Source organism: Citrobacter sp. Ce119 (genome assembly GCF_030334525.1).
Taxonomy (GTDB): domain Bacteria; phylum Pseudomonadota; class Gammaproteobacteria; order Enterobacterales; family Enterobacteriaceae; genus Citrobacter; species Citrobacter europaeus.
The window spans coordinates 350,152-369,918 of the sequence record NZ_JAOWDR010000045.1; the positions used below are offsets into that span (position 1 = coordinate 350,152).

Annotated in this window: 17 protein-coding genes; 9 read left to right on the forward strand and 8 right to left on the reverse strand. The window is 52.0% G+C overall.

The genetic code is table 11. The features are described 5' to 3' along the window. Nucleotides 1–98 precede the first annotated feature (98 nt). Entirely contained in the window at nt 99–2,897 is a 2,799-nt protein-coding gene (gene dagR, locus OGV80_RS08215; RefSeq protein ID WP_286514478.1) for a transcriptional regulator DagR, read from the reverse strand. A gap of 90 nt (nt 2,898–2,987) precedes the next feature. Continuing rightward, nucleotides 2,988–3,404, reverse strand: a complete 417-nt coding sequence (locus OGV80_RS08220; RefSeq protein WP_043018773.1) for a GNAT family N-acetyltransferase — start codon at nt 3,402–3,404, stop codon at nt 2,988–2,990. A gap of 130 nt (nt 3,405–3,534) precedes the next feature. Between OGV80_RS08220 and OGV80_RS08225 the strand changes: the two genes are divergently transcribed. After that, on the forward strand, nt 3,535–3,828 hold the full coding sequence (locus OGV80_RS08225; protein ID WP_199995062.1) for a YicS family protein: 294 nt from the start codon (nt 3,535–3,537) through the stop codon (nt 3,826–3,828). A 37-nt stretch (nt 3,829–3,865) separates the two neighbouring features. Here the strand turns inward: OGV80_RS08225 and OGV80_RS08230 are convergent, their stop codons facing one another. Next, nucleotides 3,866–4,813, reverse strand: coding sequence for a LacI family DNA-binding transcriptional regulator (locus OGV80_RS08230; RefSeq protein WP_043018775.1), 948 nt, complete (start codon nt 4,811–4,813; stop codon nt 3,866–3,868). Nucleotides 4,814–5,105: 292 nt separating this feature from the next. Between OGV80_RS08230 and OGV80_RS08235 the strand changes: the two genes are divergently transcribed. From OGV80_RS08235 to OGV80_RS08255, 5 genes are all read left to right on the forward strand, one after another. After that, nucleotides 5,106–5,420 (forward strand): PTS sugar transporter subunit IIB, encoded by a 315-nt coding sequence (locus OGV80_RS08235; RefSeq protein WP_043018776.1) that lies wholly within the window; start codon nt 5,106–5,108, stop codon nt 5,418–5,420. A 12-nt stretch (nt 5,421–5,432) separates the two neighbouring features. Next, nucleotides 5,433–6,764 (forward strand): PTS sugar transporter subunit IIC, encoded by a 1,332-nt coding sequence (locus OGV80_RS08240; RefSeq protein WP_286514485.1) that lies wholly within the window; start codon nt 5,433–5,435, stop codon nt 6,762–6,764. 20 nt (nt 6,765–6,784) lie between these two features. Further along, the gene (gene gmuD / locus OGV80_RS08245; RefSeq protein ID WP_043018778.1) at nt 6,785–8,167 is read left to right on the forward strand and encodes a 6-phospho-beta-glucosidase GmuD; all 1,383 of its coding nucleotides are present in this window, start codon (nt 6,785–6,787) and stop codon (nt 8,165–8,167) included. Between the two features lie 12 nt (nt 8,168–8,179). Beyond that, on the forward strand, nt 8,180–8,482 hold the full coding sequence (locus OGV80_RS08250) for a PTS lactose/cellobiose transporter subunit IIA (protein WP_012908063.1): 303 nt from the start codon (nt 8,180–8,182) through the stop codon (nt 8,480–8,482). A gap of 206 nt (nt 8,483–8,688) precedes the next feature. Next, nucleotides 8,689–10,068: a carbohydrate porin gene (locus OGV80_RS08255; RefSeq protein WP_043018779.1), complete on the forward strand. Its 1,380-nt coding sequence runs from the start codon at nt 8,689–8,691 to the stop codon at nt 10,066–10,068. 85 nt (nt 10,069–10,153) lie between these two features. Here the strand turns inward: OGV80_RS08255 and nepI are convergent, their stop codons facing one another. The 3 genes from nepI to OGV80_RS08270 form a co-directional block, all read right to left on the reverse strand. Further along, nucleotides 10,154–11,347 (reverse strand): purine ribonucleoside efflux pump NepI, encoded by a 1,194-nt coding sequence (gene nepI / locus OGV80_RS08260; protein WP_080625938.1) that lies wholly within the window; start codon nt 11,345–11,347, stop codon nt 10,154–10,156. A 168-nt stretch (nt 11,348–11,515) separates the two neighbouring features. Next, the gene (locus OGV80_RS08265; RefSeq protein WP_003827141.1) at nt 11,516–11,968 is read right to left on the reverse strand and encodes a DUF1198 family protein; all 453 of its coding nucleotides are present in this window, start codon (nt 11,966–11,968) and stop codon (nt 11,516–11,518) included. Between the two features lie 20 nt (nt 11,969–11,988). Next, nucleotides 11,989–12,744 (reverse strand): IclR family transcriptional regulator, encoded by a 756-nt coding sequence (locus tag OGV80_RS08270; RefSeq protein WP_043018781.1) that lies wholly within the window; start codon nt 12,742–12,744, stop codon nt 11,989–11,991. Between the two features lie 245 nt (nt 12,745–12,989). Here OGV80_RS08270 and OGV80_RS08275 point away from each other — a divergent pair, with 245 nt between their 5' ends. From OGV80_RS08275 to OGV80_RS08285, 3 genes are all read left to right on the forward strand, one after another. Further along, entirely contained in the window at nt 12,990–13,889 is a 900-nt protein-coding gene (locus tag OGV80_RS08275) for a dihydrodipicolinate synthase family protein (protein ID WP_181230951.1), read from the forward strand. 21 nt (nt 13,890–13,910) lie between these two features. After that, nucleotides 13,911–15,428 (forward strand): UxaA family hydrolase, encoded by a 1,518-nt coding sequence (locus OGV80_RS08280; protein ID WP_043018783.1) that lies wholly within the window; start codon nt 13,911–13,913, stop codon nt 15,426–15,428. 63 nt (nt 15,429–15,491) lie between these two features. Continuing rightward, nucleotides 15,492–16,802: an MFS transporter gene (locus tag OGV80_RS08285; RefSeq protein WP_051642805.1), complete on the forward strand. Its 1,311-nt coding sequence runs from the start codon at nt 15,492–15,494 to the stop codon at nt 16,800–16,802. A gap of 99 nt (nt 16,803–16,901) precedes the next feature. Here the strand turns inward: OGV80_RS08285 and uhpT are convergent, their stop codons facing one another. Together uhpT and OGV80_RS08295 are read right to left on the reverse strand one after the other, a co-directional pair. Continuing rightward, on the reverse strand, nt 16,902–18,293 hold the full coding sequence (gene uhpT / locus OGV80_RS08290; RefSeq protein ID WP_286514490.1) for a hexose-6-phosphate:phosphate antiporter UhpT: 1,392 nt from the start codon (nt 18,291–18,293) through the stop codon (nt 16,902–16,904). A 142-nt stretch (nt 18,294–18,435) separates the two neighbouring features. After that, entirely contained in the window at nt 18,436–19,764 is a 1,329-nt protein-coding gene (locus OGV80_RS08295) for an MFS transporter (RefSeq protein ID WP_043018785.1), read from the reverse strand. Between the last annotated feature and the right edge of the window lie 3 nt (nt 19,765–19,767).

A 19,767-nucleotide genomic window follows, 5' to 3' on the forward strand; every position in this document is an offset into this window, starting at 1 on the left:
ATAGACATAGGTAAACAGAGCAAAGGCTGTGCCAGAATTTGTGTCACGCGGGGGAGTTATGGATGCCGACGGGGCGCAAAGCCCCGCAAGTCTTGGGATTAGCTATACAGCAGTTCGTAGATATAAAAATATTCCGCGTCCGATAAGCGAATGGCATAGGCCTCTTCGATCGGCAGGAAAGCAGATTTAATGACACTAAACGCACGAACATCCAGATCCGGCTTGTTCTCCAGCGCCATCTGTAACGGTTTGCGGTTAATCACGATACGCTCGACCATACAGCAGCAGTGGATCAGGAAGCGCAGTGTCACCTGACGGCTCGGTTTGAGCGAAAGCGTGGTGGTCAGATGATTCAGCACGCCTTCCATCTCTTTCAGAATACGCTGCGGGTTGAGCACCGAAATATGGTTAATGATGCTCTCCATGGTCAACGCGCTGATAAAGCGCATCGCGCTGCGCTCCATCTCCAGACGGCGTTCGCTGCTGGAGAGATCGGGCGTCAGCAGGCTGAGCACCAGTTCAGGGCCTTGCTCAGAGAACAGCTCCTCGAGCGAGATAAACGGAATATCCGGCAGTCCCGGCTGGAAAGTACCCACGATTCCCGCCAGACGTTCACTGGCGTTAATCGCCTGCTGAACGCGCTCCAGGCTGCGAACTTCGTTGTAATCGAGGATCACCATCCGCGTATCCTGCGACATCAGCTCGCCGAAGCTCTCTTCCAGCACCTTTTTGATTTTTTCTGCTGTTCCCATCCCGGTAATGCAGGAGATAACCAGCACTTTACCGCTGTTTTCCTGCTGCGGCGTACAGAGCTGACAGGGAATATTTTTGCTCTGCATCAACGCCGCCAACTGCGGCAAGTCGCTGGTTTCGTAGCTTAAATCCAGCCCAATCTCCAGCAGGCTGGTGAGCGTAATATTGGGCATCAGCAGAACATCTATCTGGAATAATTTGCTGATCGTACTGCCAAAATGGACCAGCGAGCCAATATCCACCATCAGGATTAATCGGCGATATTGCCGGGTCTGGATCATCTGCGTCAGGGCTTCCAGCGTGTCATGCACCGACTGCTCGAAAGGCATATCGATAGCGCTGAACACCTCGCGCTCCAGTACGCGATTCACGTACTGCGCCTGGCTTGTGGCAGTCGTCGCGCCGTGGGCAATCAAAATCACCCCACAGTCCGGACTGGCGTCAATCCGTTGGCGGTAATGGCGACACTCTTTGAGGAACAGGCACAGCCAGACCACCTCCGTCGCCGGACACTGAATATGCAGCAGTTCATTGATTTTTCGGCATAACAACGTAGCGTTTTCGTATTCATCTTTGCAGCGATCGAGGATCAGGCTGGAAGAATAAAGTTGCGGAATAAGGCCGCGCTGCACATAGCCAATCAGCGCCAGGAAGTGTTTGCGTAACGGGTTAACCAGATTTTCCGGCAGCGTGAAGCCAAGCACCTGCTCAACACAGCCGATCAGCAGCGTGACTCGCTCTTCAATCTGATCGCCATAGCGCGGGGGATGCGCCACGCTGTCGCGGCTATAGAGACCATATTCAAAAATCGAGCTGAGTTTGTTTTTGAGGATTGCCAGCGTTTCGGCTGGCGGTACGTTACTGTTACGCAGATTGATATATTCCCGGGTCAGGAAGCTATAAAAGAGATCGCTCTCTTCAATTTCAGCTCCGGTGGCCAGCGAATTTTTCAGTGCCGGCAGCGTGCGGGCATCGATGCTCAGGTGCTCTTTGCCTTCGAACAGCGCCCCAACCAGCAGACGTTGCTCCGGCGTGGCGTTAAAGGGGATCTCGGTCAGACGTTTATCCAGCTGTAGCGTATCGCTGTGCTCCGTCATTCCCGAAGCCCAGGCCTGGGCGCAGAGAAACTGAATATCGCTCTTGAGCTGACCAATATTGCCTTCCAGCGGCTTGTTCAGCAGCCAGAGCAGCAGGGTACGGTCGATGCTTATCGTACGCTCGATTTTGCGGCTCTCACGCTGTAAGAAGCCAACGATCAGTTCAACCTGCTCTTCCACCGAACGCTGGCGTATGCCAGGGAGATCGATACATACCTGAATACGTCGCTGGAAAGTGCGCAGCAATGCCGAACTTACCGGTTCGGTGGTCGCACATATCAGGCGAACCGAGATTGAACGCGCCACGGCGCTTGAACCCAGCGGCCGGTATTCGCCTTTGTCGAGAATAGAGAACAGCTTTTCCTGGCCTTCATACGGCAGACGATGCACTTCATCGAGCAGGAGATAGCCGCCATCAGCCTGTTCGACCAGACCGGGTTTATTCTCGTTTGCGCCGGTAAACGCCCCCTGTCGATGACCAAACAGGTGTGAAGAGAGCAGCTCCGGGTTATGCGCGTATTCCGCGCAGTTGAAATAGACCAGCGGGGGAGGCGTTCCCGCTGCACGTTCGCAGGCGAAACGGTGCATCAGTTCGGCAAAAAAGGTTTTACCTACGCCGGAGGGACCGGTTAGCAGAACATGCAGCCCGTGGGGATACAGCACCGCCGCGCGGCCTTTTTCCACCGCATCGCGCAGGCTGCGATCGTAACCAATCAGGCCGGAAAAGGGATCGTCTGTCGCCTGGTTTTCCTGAACAGGCAACAGGTCGGCAACGGTTTGCACTTCACGCTCGGACTCATCCAGTTTGCGCCCCAGCAGCGTTTCAATCGCCTGACGATGCAGAAAGAATACCGGGCGACCGCGGCTTTTAATCGCCAGGCCGTCGTTCCAGAGCTGATTGAGATCTTTACTGACCGAGTTGCGCGCCAGCCCGAGGTTGAAGCCGATAGCCTCCGCCGTGAACGCCCTTTCCTGCGCCAGATGGACAAGATTCAGTCCTCGCGTCAGCCGTTCCAGCTCTCCCAGTATTATCTCAATCCGTCTCATCTCTTTACCGCTTAAGAAATAAATGATTGTTCAGAACATACACTATTCTGCTGCGCAAGAAAGTGAGGCGGCGTCCAGACCTTCCGGTCATCAAAACGTTTTTGACAAATAATGGCGCGCGGAACCGGTTTCCGGGAAGTTATCGAGGGTCATTTGCAGCTGATAGCCGTTTTTCTGATAAAACGGCAGCGCCTGGAAACTCATGGTATCCACCAGCGCATGCAGGCATCCTCTCTCACGCGCCGTCTGTTCTGCGGCCTGCATCAATTTTGTGCCGTAACCGCCTTTACGCAGTGAATCATGCATCCACAGAAAATCAATGCACAGCCATTCGCCTTTGATTTTGCCGATCAACCCGCCCAGAATTTCATTGCGCTCATCGCGCCAGTACACCGCCAGGTCGCCAAAATTGGTGGTTTTCAGAAACTGGCGGTTGTAAGCGCGCAACCCGGCAAGCAGGGCATTTTGATCGTCTTCGGTAATCGTATCCGTAATCTGTATTTGCATCCTATCCTCCTGAAATAACTACAACTTCTGGCTGATTTATTTTTAGACATTAACACAGGGTGATGAGTGAGTCGTATGCCGTCTACACTTACTCTTGAGATGATGCGCATAGACAACAAGGATTATTATCATGAAACGAGTCATTTTTCCGATTATTGCCGTCCTTTTCATGCTACCCGGTCTGGCGCAAGCCGACTCGGCATATGGCAGTCTGCAGGCTGTACACGAAAAGAATACCGTTTTGAAGGACTTACGTAAGATTTGCACCCCGCAAGGCTCGCCATCTGATGAGGTATGGGAAAAAACGATTATGGCTGATACGCGTAACCAACAGCACATCCGCGAAGCCATTCTGGCAATTCAAAGAAACAATCAGAACAACTACTGGGAAGCGCTTGGCAAAGTTGAATGCCCAGATTTATAGGCGTGAAGCGAAATAGCCCCACGCCAGAGGGACAGCGTTAACGCTGAGGAATAATTAAGTCGCCACGCAGCACGTACGAACCCAGCACGCTTTGGGTTTTCTCATTGAGCCAACTGACGATCCGCGCCGCCATGGCATCCATAGAATATTCAATCGCCGGGATAGTTGGGATACCCGGCAGATGCAGCGCTCCGGCCAGACTAAAGACCATAATGTCTTGCGGAACGGATTTATTAAACGCCTGCAACTGCGGGATAACCCGCTGTGCCTGCTGCTCATCCGCCACCAGCAGCGCGTTGAAATTTAGCGTCGACGCGTTGTTAAGCAGCTCCTGCAAGGCCACTGACGATGACGTGGCGGCCATAAACACCAGGTTACGGTTAAACGGCAGGAAGTTTTTTTCCAGCGCGTGTTTATAGCCCAACAGCACCTGATCGGAGAAGCCCATTCCGTCCGGATGAATTAAAGCAATCTGGCGTCGATTCTGACTTATCAAATAGTTACAGGCAGTTTCGGTGGCAAATTCATGATCGAACTGAATGCTGTTGACGTCATCGCCGGAATCCAGACAATCCACCAGAATGACATTCTCCTGATTGATATTGAGCGGGAAACGCGCGCCGATAATCAGGACGTCGTCGCACAAACCGCAGCTTAATTCATCAAGAGCGCTCATGACTTCCGCTTTGGTATTGGCAAAACGCAGCAGCAGGTGCTTTTGATGCTGGCTTAGATGCTTTTCCAGCGCGTAGAGATAACCCGTGGTCTGATTGATGTTGTCCTGCGCGCATATCACGCCAATACAGCCGGTAGACTGGCTGAGTAGCGACTGCGCAATCACGTTCGGACGATAATTGAGTTCATCCACCGCTTTCAGCACAGCGATGCGGCTGGCCTCTTTTACGCCACGCGAACCGCTCAACACGCGTGACACAGTGGCTTTTGACACGCCAGCCAAACGCGATACATCGTTGATAGTAGACATCATTCTCCCCTGACAGGACCCGCCAGGCCCTTTCCATCCTGAATTTAACATTGGCTCAAATAATCGCCATCCGCAGTATAGCTGTTTCCGTTTTTCATGGAAACCGATTTTCCATTTGGACTCAAAAAGAGATTTCCACAGCCAATTTCGTGAGCTAAATCCAAATAATTAGCCTCATAAGAATAAGATCTTGATGGCTGTCACAATTCCGGTTTCCATGAATGGAAACCGGTTTCCGTATGATATCAAATCAGACTCGCAATAAGTTTTTACATTTAAAGGATGGTTCACCATGTTCAGGATTATGTTGTGTTGTTCGGCAGGGATGTCCACCAGCTTGCTGGTTCGTAAAATGATTGAGGAGGCAGAGTCTCGCGGATTGCCCGTGAAGATTGAGGCCTACGGCGTTTCCGAATTTGACATTCAGTTTCCAAATTACCAGGTGGTACTGCTCGGCCCCCAGGTAAAGTACATGCTTAATACGCTCTCCGAAAAGGCTGCCACCCAGGGTATACCCGTAAAAGCCATAGATATGATGGATTACGGTATGCAACGCGGTGACAAAGTGCTGGATTATGCTCTGTCGCTGATTGAAGCGACACACTAAAAGGGTGTCACTATGAGTTCGTTATATCAGTCAATGGTTGCCGTCATTGAACAATCCATCACCCCGCTCGCCGGCAAGTTAGGGCAGCAGAAGTATGTGATTGCAATTCGTGACGGTTTTACGGCGGCGCTGCCGTTTATGATCATCGGCTCCTTCATGCTGGTGTTTATTTTTCCGCCGTTCTCTGCCGATACCACCAACAGCTTTGCCCGGGGCTGGCTCGATTTCTCGGCAACGTATCGTGAACAGCTGATGCTGCCGTTTAACCTCAGCATGGGTGTTATGACGTTCTTTATCTCCGTGGGCATTGGCGCCAGTCTGGGCCGTCAGTTTAACCTCGATCCGGTGATGTCTGGCCTGCTGGCCTTTATGGCGTTTTTACTGGTTGCTGCGCCGTATGCCGAAGGTAAAATCTCGACGCAGTATCTTTCCGGTCAGGGGATCTTTACCGCGCTCATCACCGCCATATACTCCACCCGCATGTATGCATGGCTGAAGCAGAATAACGTGACAATCCGCCTGCCGAAGGAAGTACCGACCGGCGTCGCGCGTTCTTTCGAGATCCTCATTCCAGTACTGGTGGTGATTGCGACCCTGCATCCGTTGAACCTGTTTATCGAAGCACAAACCGGGATGATCATCCCGCAGGCGATTATGCACCTGCTGGAGCCGCTGGTTTCCGCTTCAGACTCACTGCCCGCTATTCTGCTTTCTGTTCTGCTGTGCCAGATTTTCTGGTTTGCCGGCATCCACGGCTCATTGATCGTAACCGGCATAATGAACCCGTTCTGGATGGCGAATCTGTCCGCTAACCAGGCCGCTCTGGCGGCGGGCGCGGCGCTGCCTCACGTCTATCTGCAAGGTTTCTGGGATCACTACCTGCTGATTGGCGGCGTTGGTTCGACTTTACCGCTGGCATTCCTGCTTCTGCGCAGTCGCATCGCCCATCTGCGTACTATCGGCAAAATGGGAATTGTGCCTAGTTTCTTTAATATCAATGAGCCTATTCTGTTTGGTGCGCCAATCATCATGAACCCGATGTTGTTCATCCCGTTTGTCTGCGTCCCACTGGTCAACGCCGTGTTGGCCTATAGCGCCACCAAACTCGGCTGGCTGGCACAAGTGGTTTCGCTGACACCGTGGACCACGCCTGCGCCGATCGGTGCTTCCTGGGCCGCGAACTGGGCATTAAGCCCGGTGGTGATGTGCTTTATCTGTATGGCGATGTCAGCGCTGATGTACCTGCCATTCCTGCGTGCTTACGAACGTTCTTTGCTGAAAACCGAAGAGCAAAAAGCCCAGGATGCAGTCTCCGTGGTGAACGCTGCCCGTAGCAACTCATAATGAATCAAGGAGTCAGAACAATGAGATACCGTTTTCCTGAAAACTTCTGGTGGGGCAGTGCCTGCTCAGCGCTGCAAACCGAAGGGGATAGCCTGAACGGCGGCAAAAGCCAGACCACGTGGGACGTGTGGTTCGATCGTCAGCCAGGTCGTTTCCATCAGGGGGTTGGCCCGGCAACTACCTCGACCTTTTATCAGCACTGGAAACAAGACATCGCATTGCTCAAACAGCTGAAACACAACAGCTTCCGTACGTCTCTGAGCTGGTCGCGACTGATCCCGGACGGTACCGGCGAGGTTAATCCTGAAGCTGTCGATTTCTATAACAACATCATCGACGAGCTGCTGGCACAAGGTATTACGCCATTTATCACCCTGTTCCACTTCGATATGCCGATGGTGATGCAGGAGAAAGGCGGCTGGGAAAACCGTGAAGTGGTCGAGGCGTTTGGCCGCTACGCACAGACCTGTTTTACATTGTTCGGCAACCGGGTTAAGCACTGGTTTACCTTTAACGAGCCAATTGTCCCGGTAGAAGGCGGCTATCTGTATGACTTCCATTACCCTAACGTAGTGGATTTCAAACGTGCAGCCACCGTGGCGTATCACACCGTACTGGCGCATTCGACGGCGGTTCGGGCGTATCGTGGCGCAAACCATGACGGTGAAATCGGCGTGGTGCTGAATTTAACGCCTTCCTATCCACGCTCACAAAATCCGGCGGATGTGAAAGCCGCACACTATGCGGATCTGCTGTTTAACCGCAGCTTCCTCGATCCGGTGCTGAAGGGTGAATATCCGGCAGATTTGGTCGAACTGCTGAAAGAGTACGATCAATTACCGGCATGCCAGCCGGGCGACCGCCAGTTAATCGCCGAGGGCAAAATCGATCTGCTCGGCATCAACTACTATCAGCCGCGTCGAGTCAAATGCCGTGATAGCGCCGTCAACCCGGATGCACCGTTTATGCCGGAGTGGCTGTTTGATTATTACGAAATGCCGGGTCGGAAAATGAATCCTTACCGTGGCTGGGAAATTTATGAGCCGGGTATTTACGATATTATTACTAATCTACGTGATAATTATGGTAACCCGCGCTGTTTTATTTCTGAAAACGGTATGGGAGTCGAGAATGAGCAGCGTTTTATTCAGCAAGAGCAAATCAACGACAGCTACCGTATTGAATTTGTTGCTGAGCATCTCAAATGGCTACATAAAGGAATTAGCGAAGGGTGTAATTGTCTTGGCTACCATATGTGGACCTTTATTGATAACTGGTCATGGCTCAACGGCTATAAAAACCGCTACGGCTTTGTCCAGTTAGATTTAGAAACGCAAAAACGTACGGTGAAAAAGAGCGGCGAATGGTTTGCCCACACCGCCGAAAATAACGGATTCGATTAGGAAGAGAACAACATGATTGCATTAGAAGAAGCAGTAATGGAAATCATCGTCAATGCCGGACAGTCCCGCAGTCTGTGCTTCGAAGCGCTGCACGCCGCGCGTGCCGGGAACTTTGACGAAGCGAAAAGCCTGCTTCGTGAGGCTGACGGCTACGCCCGTCAGGCTCATCACATGCAAACCAAATTGATTGAACAGGACGCCGGGGAAGCCCGGCAACCAATGACATTGATTATGGTGCATGCGCAGGACCACTTAATGACGTCGTTATTAGCCCGCGAACTGTCAGAAGAAATTATTCATCTGTATCAGCGTTAATCGTTAATTAAACATTCAACAACGGAGAAAGCATTACGATTAAATAAAACAGTCCTGTACCCGTTATTAAAACAGAAAAATCAACTTGTTTTGGTGATAGCAAATTCAACCGAGACGGGATGGTTATTATCTTAAAATAAATTAATGCACACGCTTATTCAGAATGCTCCGCGCGAACTGAAGGGTAAAGTGTCGATGAGATAACCATGAACATGATAAAAAAACTTCCAGTCACGCTGGCGGTAGTCGCCGCGCTGTGCCCAATTTCTGTCCTCGCACAGGAATTCACACAAGAACAAATCGATGCCATCGTCGCCAAAGCAGTCGATAAAGCGCTGGCGGAGCGTCAGGCGAAAATGGACGCTGCCGTCGCGAAAAAAACCGATGTTATTAACGAGCCGCAAAGCGCGGCGCAATCGCCGGATATGGCGATTCCGTTCGGTGTGAAATTCAGCGGCTATGCACGTTACGGCGCGCATTTCCAGAGCGGCGATCAGAAATACGTTGGCGTCGATGGCTCCTACAACGGTGCTTCCGCCATCGGTCGTTTAGGTAACGAAGGCAACGGCGGCGAGTTCCAGCTATCGAAAGCGTTCAAAAGCGACAACGGCGCAATCTGGGACATTAACGTGATGATCGACCACTGGGGCGACGAAGTTAACCTGAAAAAAGCCTACGCTGGCGTCACCAACGTCCTGGAATCCAATCCCAACGCCTATATCTGGGCAGGCCGTGACTTCCACCAGCGTCCGCAACAGGGTATCAATGACTACTTCTGGATGAACCACGACGGCCAGGGCGCTGGGGTGAAGAACTTCGACATCGGCGGTGTACAGTTTGATGTCGCCACCGTTGCCGCAGTTGAATCTTGCAGCCCGGAAGTGATGGAGGACGAAGCTAACCCATCGCGTATTACCTGTACCGGCGGTTCCGGCACCGGCGATAAAGGCAACTACGCGGTGACGTCAAAAATTCACAATATGAAAGTGGGCCCGCTGGATCTGGAGATCTACGCCAACTACGGTTTTGACTCCAAAGCCGTCGAGAGCGATGACCGCCTGAAAGCCTGGCAGGGTGCCTTCGTGTTGAGCCACACCAACGACAGCGGCGTGAATAAAGTGATAGCCCGTTATTCTGATAACTCTGACAACAGCGTCTATAACAAAACCGACGACCTGACCACGGTTTACGCCAGCTTCGAGGGAAGCCATAAGTTTACCCGCCAGGCGCAGGTGGAATACCTGTTAGCGTTCCATGATTACGACAACAGCGCCGATAAGAGCGATAACCGTAAGAACTACGGCGCGATTGTGCGTCCAATGTACTTCTGGAACGACGTTCACTCCACCTGGCTGGAAGCGGGCTATCAGCGGGTTGATTATGACAACGGCGGGGATAACCACGGCTGGAAGCTGACGCTGTCGCAGAATATGTCGATCGCTATGGGGCCGGAGTTCCGCCCGATGCTGCGCTTCTACGTCACTGGCGGCAAGGTGGATAACGATCGCACCGCGCGGGTGAACGGCACGTCAGACGAAACGTTGGACGACTTTAACCTTGGCGCCATGTGGGAAGCATGGTTCTGATTAGTGAGCCGTGAAGTGCCGGATGCGGCGAGAACGCCTTATCCGGCCTACGATGACAGCGCCATCCGGCGAACAACACAGGAGTTTATTGCATACCCTTTATGCGAACTTTCGCTGCCACCAGAAGCGCCGTCAGCAGCATCAGGCTGCCGGAGAGCATCAGGGGCGACAGCAGTCCGAGGTTATCGAGCGCATAGCCTCCCACTGCTGCCCCGCAGGTATTGGCAAGCTGGATCACGGCGACCTGGACGGATCCGGCTTTTTCTGCCTGATCGGCAAGCGAGCGGGTGATCCACGTCGACCAACCGACCGGTACCAACGCAAACGCCAGTCCCCAGATAATCGCAATGCCTGCCGCCACAACTTTGTCGCTGCCCCACAGAATCAGGACCAGCGCGCTGAGCGCCAGCACCAGCGGCGCACCGGCTAAGGCCAGTTTTACCGAGCGCTTCAGAATTACCGAGGAGAGCGACGTCCCGACAAAGCTGGCGATACCAAAACTCAGCAGCACCAGCGTCAGGCCATCAACGCCAAAGCCCGCCAGATTCATATAGATCGGACGAATATAGGTAAAGAAGGCGAACTGCCCGGCAAAGGACATGAAGATGGCAATCATCCCGGCCATCACGCCCGGGCGCTGCAGCAGACTGAACATGTTTTGTTTCTGATGCGAAGGTTCGCCCGGCAGCGAAGGCAGCGCTCTCACCACCCATATGGTACACAACACCCCCATTACCGCCGCCGCGTTAAACACGTTGCGCCAGCCGATAATGCCGCCCAAAAAGCTCCCCAACGGCGCGGCAATCACCAGCGCGATTGAAACTGCGCCAAAAATCACCGACAGCGCTTTCGGTACCGTACGTGCGGGAACCAGACGCATGGTCAGCGACGCCGACATCGCCCAGAAACCGCCAAGTGCCAGACCGAGGCAGGCACGGCCAACGAGCAACAGCGAAAAAGAGTTGGCAAAGGAAACCAGCAGGCAGGAGAGCGTTAGCAGCACCGAAAACAGGATCACCACGTAGCGACGATCGGTCGCCTGAATAATTTGCGTCACAAACAGGCTGGCGAACATGGCGACAAACGCCGTCACGGTCACCGATTGTCCGGCAACGCCTTCAGAAATCCCCAGATCCTGCGCCATCGGCGTTAACAGGCTAACGGGCAGAAATTCAACGGTTATCAGGCAGGCAACGCAGAACGCCACGGCAAATACCGCCGACCAGTTCGGGCGGACATTTGCCTCAGCGCGGGATTTTTGTTCAACAGCTTCACTCATTTTGTTACCTGCGTGGGGTTATTGTAGAAAAGTTACGCAGTGTAACATTAAATTTGTGACGTATTTAACGTTTTGACAACTATTCCCCGGATGCCGGCTGCGCCTTATCCGGCTTACGATTGAACCTGTTTGTAAGCCTGATAAGCGTAGCGCCATCAGGCATCACTATCAGTGCAGCCAGTGCACGCCATCTTCGGGCTGGAAAAAGGCGTTATAGCGCATCTGAAACGCATTAAGCTCCTGCATATCCGGCTCCATCTCGCGCAGAAATCCGAGCGCCAGACGCACCTGCGCGTCGGTAATCGGTGCAGCCAGCCGGGCTTTTTGCAGCCAACGGTGCCACTGCAGCAGATTCTGCTCACTGCCGTCGACAATCACGATTTGCCAGATCAACAGCACCTGGGCGGCATTTTGCAGATGTGATTCATCCGGGCGGTGCAGGTACTGTAAAAAAGCCTCCCCCTGTACTTTTCCCATCTGATCGATCATCGATTCTACCGGCACGACATCAATATTCAGTCGCTCGCTCAGACGACGAATTGCCCGACGCGACCCGGACGTCAGCACCCGAAAACCCACCACAAAAACAACCACCAACGTGGCCAGCATTATCCAAATCATTAATGACGATACCCGCCTGCTTAAACTAATTTTTCCGAGAGTGACTGGCAGGCTTCGCGCACCCACTGTGAATATTGTGGAATACAATCTTTAGGCATTTGTAATTCAACGCCGCTGATACTTATTGCCGCAATTACTTCTTTATTACGATTAAATACCGGTGCAGCAATGCAATAGATGCCAGGGGAGTCCTCGGCGTTATCAAATACCCAACCCTGCTCGCGGATTTTGGCAAACTCTTTCATCAACGCTTTTTTGCTGGTAATGGTGGTATCTGTATACTGCGGCAATTCCTCATTCGGTAACAGTTCATCTATTTTATCCTGCGGCAGCCAGGCACAAAGCGCTTTCCCCACACCGGAGCTGTGCATCGGTAACTTTTTACCGACCCAGGTACGAATACTAATAGCCTGAGTGTTTTCCAGCTTCATGAGATAAATTGGGGCAACTTCATCCAGTATGCCCAGATGGCAGGTCAGGTCCGTTTGCTCACGCAGTTTTTCCAAAACTGGAAGCGCTGCATTACGGATATCAAACTGTTCCAGCGAACGATTCCCCCATTCATACAGCTTTAGTCCCAAAAAGAAACGCCCCTTTTCCAGGCGCAAAAGATGATGCTCAACCAGGGCATTTAGCAACGAGGATGTGCTGCTTTTGGGTAATCCCAGATCCTGCTGAATCTGGCTGAACGTCGCCCCAGGGGAATTGAAAAGGTAATTACAGATTTTTACTGTCTTATCCAATGCGGGAACAGAGGTCGTAATGTCTTGGTTCATGCGCTATTAATCTTTTTTTATTCATAGACTCTGCACAGTATACCGCAATCACTTTTCTCAGGAATGCGGCTTTTTTGCACATCTGCAAATGAGCTCCATTCCCTAAATGTCAATTCCCCAAACTCGATCCATCTCACAATTGTTCGTTTTTTCCGCAAAAAGCATTGACGAACGATTTGGATATTTGCTGTACTAACTTCAATATACAGAACATGAGTTCCATATATAGAACTAGAGGAGTGGCAATGTTGAACGTTTTCAAAGGTATTTTCCCGCCAGTACCGACCATCGTTGACGATAACGGTGAATTGGATCGCGCAGGAATGGCAGCAATGATTGACCATGTTATTAGCAATGGTGCTGACGGTATGTTGATTCTGGGCAGCGGCGGCGAATTCTCACATTTATCGTCTGAGCAAAGAAAACAGATTGCAGAATTTAGTCTGCAACATGTTGCCAACAGAGTTCCAGTTCTCATCGGTATTGCCTGCGCGAGCACTGCGGAAACTATCCAGCTTGGAAAACACGCCGAAAACGCGGGGGCACAAGGAGTACTGGTAGTTAACCCCTATTATGCAAAACTCAGCGATGAGGCCCGCTTTACGCATTACAAACGGATCGCAGAAGCGTTAAGCATCCCAGTCTTCTTATATAACTTTCCAGAGCTAACCGGTCAGGATATTGGTTTAGACGTCATCACCCGTCTTGCCCGTGATGTACCAAATATCGTCGGTATTAAAGACACTATTGATAACATTAGCCACACAAGGGAAATTATTAATCGAGTTCACTGTTTTCGCCCAGATTTTATCATTTTCAGCGGTTATGACGAATATTTACTTGATACATTACTACTGGGTGGACATGGCGGAATTCCGGCAACCTTTAACTTTGCGCCTCATATTACGCGGGGAATTTATCAGGCTGTTCAACAAAACGATCTTGCTACAGCCAAAACGCTTCAACAACAACTTGCCGGATTATCACCTTTATATGCCTTAGAACAACCTTTCTTCGGCGTTATAAAAACCGCCATAAAATTAAGTGGTGTGGACATATCTACCGCAGTTGTCCCTCCTGCATTACCGTTAGATAAAGAAAAAATAGCGCAGGTTAAGAGTATTTTGACCCGTATCTCGGTATAAACCAGCATGAGAGCAATGATAATGAACATCAACCCTGTACTAAAATTGAATCCCAAAGATGATGTGGTTATCGCAAGACAAACAGTGCCCAGTGAGACCTGGCTTGAAGACGAACAAATTACGGTTTTGAGTGAAATTCCTGCAGGGCATAAAATCGCCCTGCGTGCGCTGAGTGTCGGCGACGCGGTCAAACGCTATGGACAGATTATAGGCTTCGCAACCCAGCCGATTAAACCTGGCGAACACGTCCACATGCACAATTTGGGAATGGGCGATTTTGAGCGCGACTATGCCTGGGGTGAAGATTGCCATTCACTTCCTCCAGTCCCTCAACAAGATACATTTATGGGTATCCGCCGTGCAGATGGCCGAGCAGCCACACGTAACTACATCGGTATTTTAAGCTCCGTCAACTGCAGCGCCACTGTCGTCAGGGCCATTGAGGATCACTTCCGCCTGCACGGCCTTGCAGATTATCCAAACGTTGATGGCGTAGTATCATTACCACAAAGTTTTGGCTGCGCTATCGGCGCTAAAAGTGAATCAATGGACGTCATGAGACGTACGATGGCCGGTTATGCCACCCATGCAAACTTCGCCGGGGTAATCATCATTGGTTTGGGATGCGAATCCAGTCAAATTAAAGACATGATGAACGCCCATGGCCTGGCCGATGGCCCCATGATGCACAGTTATACCATTCAGGATGTAGGCGGCACACGCCACGCCATTGAGAAAGGTATTATCCTGGTTAACCAGATGCTACCTGTTGCTAACCAGGTTACACGTCAACCCATCCCTGCTTCAGAAATTATCCTCGCGCTTGAGTGTGGCGGTTCCGACAGCTATTCCGGGATTTCGGCCAATCCAGCTCTGGGCTATGCGGCAGATAAACTGGTGCAACAAGGCGGAACAGCAATTTTATCTGAAACCTCGGAAATTTATGGCGCTGAACATCTTCTTACCCGCCGCGCCGTTTCTCGCGAAGTAGGTGAAAAACTCATTGCACGCATTCACTGGTGGGAAGAGTATTGCCGCCGTACCGGGAGCGAAATGAACAATAACCCCTCGGCCGGTAACAAAGTCGGCGGATTGACGACGATTCTGGAAAAATCACTAGGTGGTATTGCTAAAGCAGGCACAACCAATCTGACAGAAGTGTATGAGTATGCCGAACCGGTAACCGCGAAAGGCTTTGTCTTTATGGATACTCCTGGATATGACCCCATCGCCGTCACGGGTCAAATCGCCGGAGGGGCAAATCTTCTGTGTTTCACCACAGGCCGCGGTTCGGCCTTTGGTTCCAAACCAACGCCAAGCCTGAAGTTGGCTACCAATAATGCGCTCTGGGAACGCCAACAGGAGGATATGGATATTAATTGCGGAACCATTGTCGAGGGGGAAGAAACCATTGCGGAAGTTGGCGAACGTATTTACCAGATGATCCTTGAAATGGCATCCGGAAAAAAAACGAAGAGTGAGGAATTTGGCTATGGCAGTCAAGAATTCGTCCCCTGGACTATTGGCTCCATAATGTAACGCTCCACAATATAATAATACCTCGTACCGCCATACTCACTATGAGTATGGCAAGGAGTCTTTATGTCTATTATTAATACAAATACTGAAGAAGATAAATTAAAGGCAACAACAGTAAGATGGCGGATATTTATCATCATGCTTTTATTAGGTGCTATTAACTATATTGACCGCACCTCTCTTTCTATTGCCATGCCTTATATTACGGATGAATTTGGTATTACTGACACCCGCGTTGTCGGCGTTATTCATAGTGCTTTTTTCTGGGCGTATGCATTAATGCAAATTCCCAGTGGCATCATTGCCGATAAATTCAAAGCCAGAAATATCATTGCCCTGGCCACTATCTTATGGGGTGCATTTCAGGCCGTCGCAGCTCTGTGTCACTCTATTTTCACCCTTTCACTTTCTCGTCTGGGGTTAGGCGTCACTGAATCTCCAATCATGCCCGCTGGTGCGAAGTTAATGGGGACATGGTTAACACCAACAGAGCGCGGACGCGGTTCGATGCTGCTTGATGGTGGCGCCCCCCTGGGTACGGCGTTAGGGGCAGTAATCATCGCCGGTCTTATTGCAATGTTCGACTCCTGGCGTATGGCATTTGTAGTGGCAGGCGTCGGAACAATGGTCGTCGGCCTTCTGGCCTGGTGGTACATCCGCACATATCCATCAGAACATCCAAGCATTAATAAAGCTGAGCTGGACCACATTGCTGCCGCAAACGGCGCGGAAACCAGCAGCAAAAAATACCGTTTAGCTGATATCAAACCTTACCTGAAACAACGAAATGTAATTGCGCTTATCGGGGGGTGGGTCTGCTACAGCTTTGTGTTCTACGGTCTGATGACCTGGCTGCCGCTCTATTTTCAAGCCACCTACGGTTTTGATATCAAATCGATGGGCGGAGCAATGGCGCTGATCTTCCTGCTGTGCTTTGTCGGCCAATTGACGGGCGGTTACATTATGGATAAATGGCGCAGCAAAGGAGCAAAAACAAGCCGTGTTATGCATACCATGTTGGCTATTTCCGCCACTACTGCTGGTGTTGGCATTTTCCTTTGCGCACAAAGTTCGACGCCAGCCGTCGCCATCACCTTACTCACTATTGCCCTTTTCCCTCTGCGGTGGGCCAGCGTTTACTGGTCAATACCGGGACTGTTGGGCGCACAATCTGTTGCAGGCACCATTTGCGGGACCATGAACTTCACTAGTAACCTGTTCGCCGCCATCTTACCCATTTTTATCGGTTTCCTGGTTCAATCTACCGGCAACTATTACGCCGCCATGATGTTCTTTGCACTGGCTGCAGTGGGTTATCTCATCTGCTCGCTACTGATCAACTTTGATAAAAAAATGGTCATTGCCGACGATTAATCAACTGACTTTGAAACAACCTGAATACGAGATGCTTCAGCCTCAAACATAAAAAAGCCCGCCATTAAGGCGGGCAAAAGTTACCAATGCACACTTAACTTAAGCGACTTTCAATTGTTGAATCTTTTTCTCGCGGCGAATTTTCCGTTCTTCAAATACGGCCACCACGGCCATCAGGCAGATACAACCGATGGCGGCAGCATCCAGCGCGGCGAAAGTGCCCGCCCAGCCGGTCAGACCGAAAATCGGCGTGCCGTCGGCAATCATCCCCAGACCCAGCTTGGCGAAGCTGTCACCAATCAGATAAGCGAAAGTGCCTTTAATCCCATCGGCCGCGCCGATCGCTTTTTTCGGCACAAATCCGACTGCCGCAACGCCGATTAACAACTGAGGACCGAACACCAGGAAGCCCAGCGCAAACAGCGAAGCCAGATAGATATACTGGTTGCTGGCATGTTGATAAACGCCCAGGGTGGCGATAATCAACGCCAGCGCCACGCAGGCCACCAGCGCACGGCGGCCATTCGCCAGGTCAGAGAGCCAGCCCCACAGCAGCGTGCCGACCAGCGCGCCCACTTCAAACAGGGTAAAGCCCTGAATCGCCACTTCTTTGGAGAGCTTCAACTCCTGGAAAGCGTAGACGGTGGACCACTGGTCAATACCGATACGCACCACGTACAGGAAGATGTTCGAGAAACATAACAGCCAGATCACTTTGTTTTTCAGCACGTACTCAACAAAGATCTGCCATTTAGTCATCTCGTTTTCTTCTGTCTCTTTGTCCTCTTCGCTGATCTCCTCGCCGAACAGCTCTTCGGCTTTACCGAGGCCGTATGACTCCGGGGAATCGCTGCCGTAGCGCAGGCCGATAAAGCCGACTATCAGGGCAATAATTGACGGGAAGATAAACATCCCGATGACGTGACCGTCGAACAGATAGTTAGCGCCAAACAGCGCCACGCCCGCCGCACCCGCACCGCCAAGGTTGTGAGAGATGTTCCACATGCCGAGGTAAGAACCCCGCTTGCGACGCGGCGTCCATTTGGTGATGGTGGAATAGCTACACGAGCCGCCGGTACTCTGGAAGAAACCGCTCAGCGCGTAGAAGGCGATCATCAAAAACAAGCTGATTGAACCCGCACCCATGCTGGCGCTGAAGCCGAGCATACAGATGGCGGAGAGGATCAGCATAAACGGCAGGAACTGCTTGGTGTTTTTACCGTCCGCGTAGTAGGAAACCAGCGTTTTACCCACGCCGTAGGTGATAGAGAAGCCCAGGCCAATCATCCCCAACTGCGTCATGCTCAGCCCGTAGGTGGAGATCATGTCATTCTGCGCGATGTTGAAGTTTTTGCGGATCAGGTACATGGTCAGGTAGCCGATAAAGACCACCAGATAGGACTGCATGAACGGTTTGAACCACATTTTGCGCCGCACATCGAGCGGCAGATCCAGGGTCGGCTTGCGCACCTGGTTTAGAAAGGCCAGCATTTGACACTCCCGAGCTAATTTTTATACCTGCGAATGGCAGGCATTGTAAAAATCAGCCGGAAGACGCGCCTGAGACAGCGTCCAGGTGAAACCGGGAAAATTTCTTAGTTTTGCCCCACTCAGGGCAAAAAGGTGAGGTACATCACGCTTCGTTAAGATCGCGCGGGGCCTGGGCGTTTAAAAACGGCAGCAGCAGCAGCGCGGAAATCCCCGCCGCAATGGCGATCACCACAAAAAATCCTGTCCAGTGCCAGACCTCCATCACCTTCGCCAGCGGCCAGCCGGAGAGCGATGCCCCCAGATAAGCAAACAGTCCGACAAACCCGGTTGCCGCGCCCGCCGCCTCTTTGTGCGAGCACTCCGCCGCCGCCATGCCTATCAGCATCTGCGGGCCGAAGACGAAGAATCCAGTGGTGAAAAAGCACGCTGCCTGCATCACGTAGCTGGCGAACGGCATCAGCCACAACGAGCCAACGGAGAGTAAAATTCCGGCGGCGAAAATCAGGTTCATTGGACCACGGTTGCCGTTAAACAGCTTGTCAGAACCCCAACCCGCCACCAGCGCGCCAACAAATCCGCCCAGCTCAAACATCGTCACGGCGGTATTGGCGGTCACCAGATCCACGCCGAGCGTCTCTGACATATACAGATTACCCCAGTCATTGATCGCGGCGCGCACAACGTACACCAGCACATAACACAGCGACAGCAGCCAGATATAAGGATTCAGTAGCACATAGCGGGTGAGGATCTCTTTGCGGCTCAGCCCTGCGCCTTCCTGCTGCTGGGCGATCTCCAGTTCATCATGCCGCCAGTCGCCAACCGGTGGCAGGCCAATTGCCTGCGGCCTGTCGCGTAGCCGCCAGCAGAGAAAAATCCCTACTACAATCGCCAGCAGCCCGGCGATGGTCATCCCGGCGCGCCAGCCGTAGTGCAGCGCCGTCGCCGCCATCACGATGGGGATCAGCGCCCCGCCGACGTTGTGCGCGGTATTCCACAGCGCCCACCAGCCGCCGCGCTCGGTACGCGAATACCACGCGGTCAATAAACGCGCGCAGACCGGCGATCCCCAGCCCTGGAAAAAGGCGTTCAGCGCCCACAGCACCGCAAAAGCCCATAGCGAGGTGGAAAATCCAAACAGAATGTTCACCACGCCGGTGGCAATCAGCCCGATACCCATAAAATAGCGGGCGTTGGAGCGGTCGCTGACGATACCGGAAACAAACTTCGACAGGCCGTAGGTGATGTAAAACAGCGTCGCCAGCAGCCCAATGTCGCTACGAGTCAGCACACCGCTGGTGAGAATATCCGGTACGGCGGCGTTGAAGCTCTTGCGTGTGAAATAGAACAGCGCGTAGCCGAGCCAAATGGTGGTCAGAATATGCCGCCGCCAGTAGCGGTAGCGGGCATCCACCTCACGCTTATCAGTAATGAGCGGCGCACTGGCCGGGGCTTTTAAAAACGAAAACATGAC

Bases quoted from the DNA above. Each gene is read 5' to 3' on its own strand.
- gmuD (WP_043018778.1), top strand. From the start codon at position 6,785: ATGAGATACCGTTTTCCTGAAAACTTCTGGTGGGGCAGTGCCTGCTCA.
- OGV80_RS08255 (WP_043018779.1), top strand. From the start codon at position 8,689: ATGAACATGATAAAAAAACTTCCAGTCACGCTGGCGGTAGTCGCCGCG.
- nepI (WP_080625938.1), bottom strand. From the start codon at position 11,347: ATGAGTGAAGCTGTTGAACAAAAATCCCGCGCTGAGGCAAATGTCCGC.
- OGV80_RS08270 (WP_043018781.1), bottom strand. From the start codon at position 12,744: ATGAACCAAGACATTACGACCTCTGTTCCCGCATTGGATAAGACAGTA.
- uhpT (WP_286514490.1), bottom strand. From the start codon at position 18,293: ATGCTGGCCTTTCTAAACCAGGTGCGCAAGCCGACCCTGGATCTGCCG.
- OGV80_RS08265 (WP_003827141.1), bottom strand. From the start codon at position 11,968: ATGATTTGGATAATGCTGGCCACGTTGGTGGTTGTTTTTGTGGTGGGT.
- OGV80_RS08220 (WP_043018773.1), bottom strand. From the start codon at position 3,404: ATGCAAATACAGATTACGGATACGATTACCGAAGACGATCAAAATGCC.
- OGV80_RS08250 (WP_012908063.1), top strand. From the start codon at position 8,180: ATGATTGCATTAGAAGAAGCAGTAATGGAAATCATCGTCAATGCCGGA.
- OGV80_RS08230 (WP_043018775.1), bottom strand. From the start codon at position 4,813: ATGTCTACTATCAACGATGTATCGCGTTTGGCTGGCGTGTCAAAAGCC.
- OGV80_RS08240 (WP_286514485.1), top strand. From the start codon at position 5,433: ATGAGTTCGTTATATCAGTCAATGGTTGCCGTCATTGAACAATCCATC.
- OGV80_RS08275 (WP_181230951.1), top strand. From the start codon at position 12,990: ATGTTGAACGTTTTCAAAGGTATTTTCCCGCCAGTACCGACCATCGTT.
- OGV80_RS08285 (WP_051642805.1), top strand. From the start codon at position 15,492: ATGTCTATTATTAATACAAATACTGAAGAAGATAAATTAAAGGCAACA.
- OGV80_RS08280 (WP_043018783.1), top strand. From the start codon at position 13,911: ATGAACATCAACCCTGTACTAAAATTGAATCCCAAAGATGATGTGGTT.
- OGV80_RS08225 (WP_199995062.1), top strand. From the start codon at position 3,535: ATGAAACGAGTCATTTTTCCGATTATTGCCGTCCTTTTCATGCTACCC.
- OGV80_RS08295 (WP_043018785.1), bottom strand. From the start codon at position 19,764: ATGTTTTCGTTTTTAAAAGCCCCGGCCAGTGCGCCGCTCATTACTGAT.
- OGV80_RS08235 (WP_043018776.1), top strand. From the start codon at position 5,106: ATGTTCAGGATTATGTTGTGTTGTTCGGCAGGGATGTCCACCAGCTTG.
- dagR (WP_286514478.1), bottom strand. From the start codon at position 2,897: ATGAGACGGATTGAGATAATACTGGGAGAGCTGGAACGGCTGACGCGA.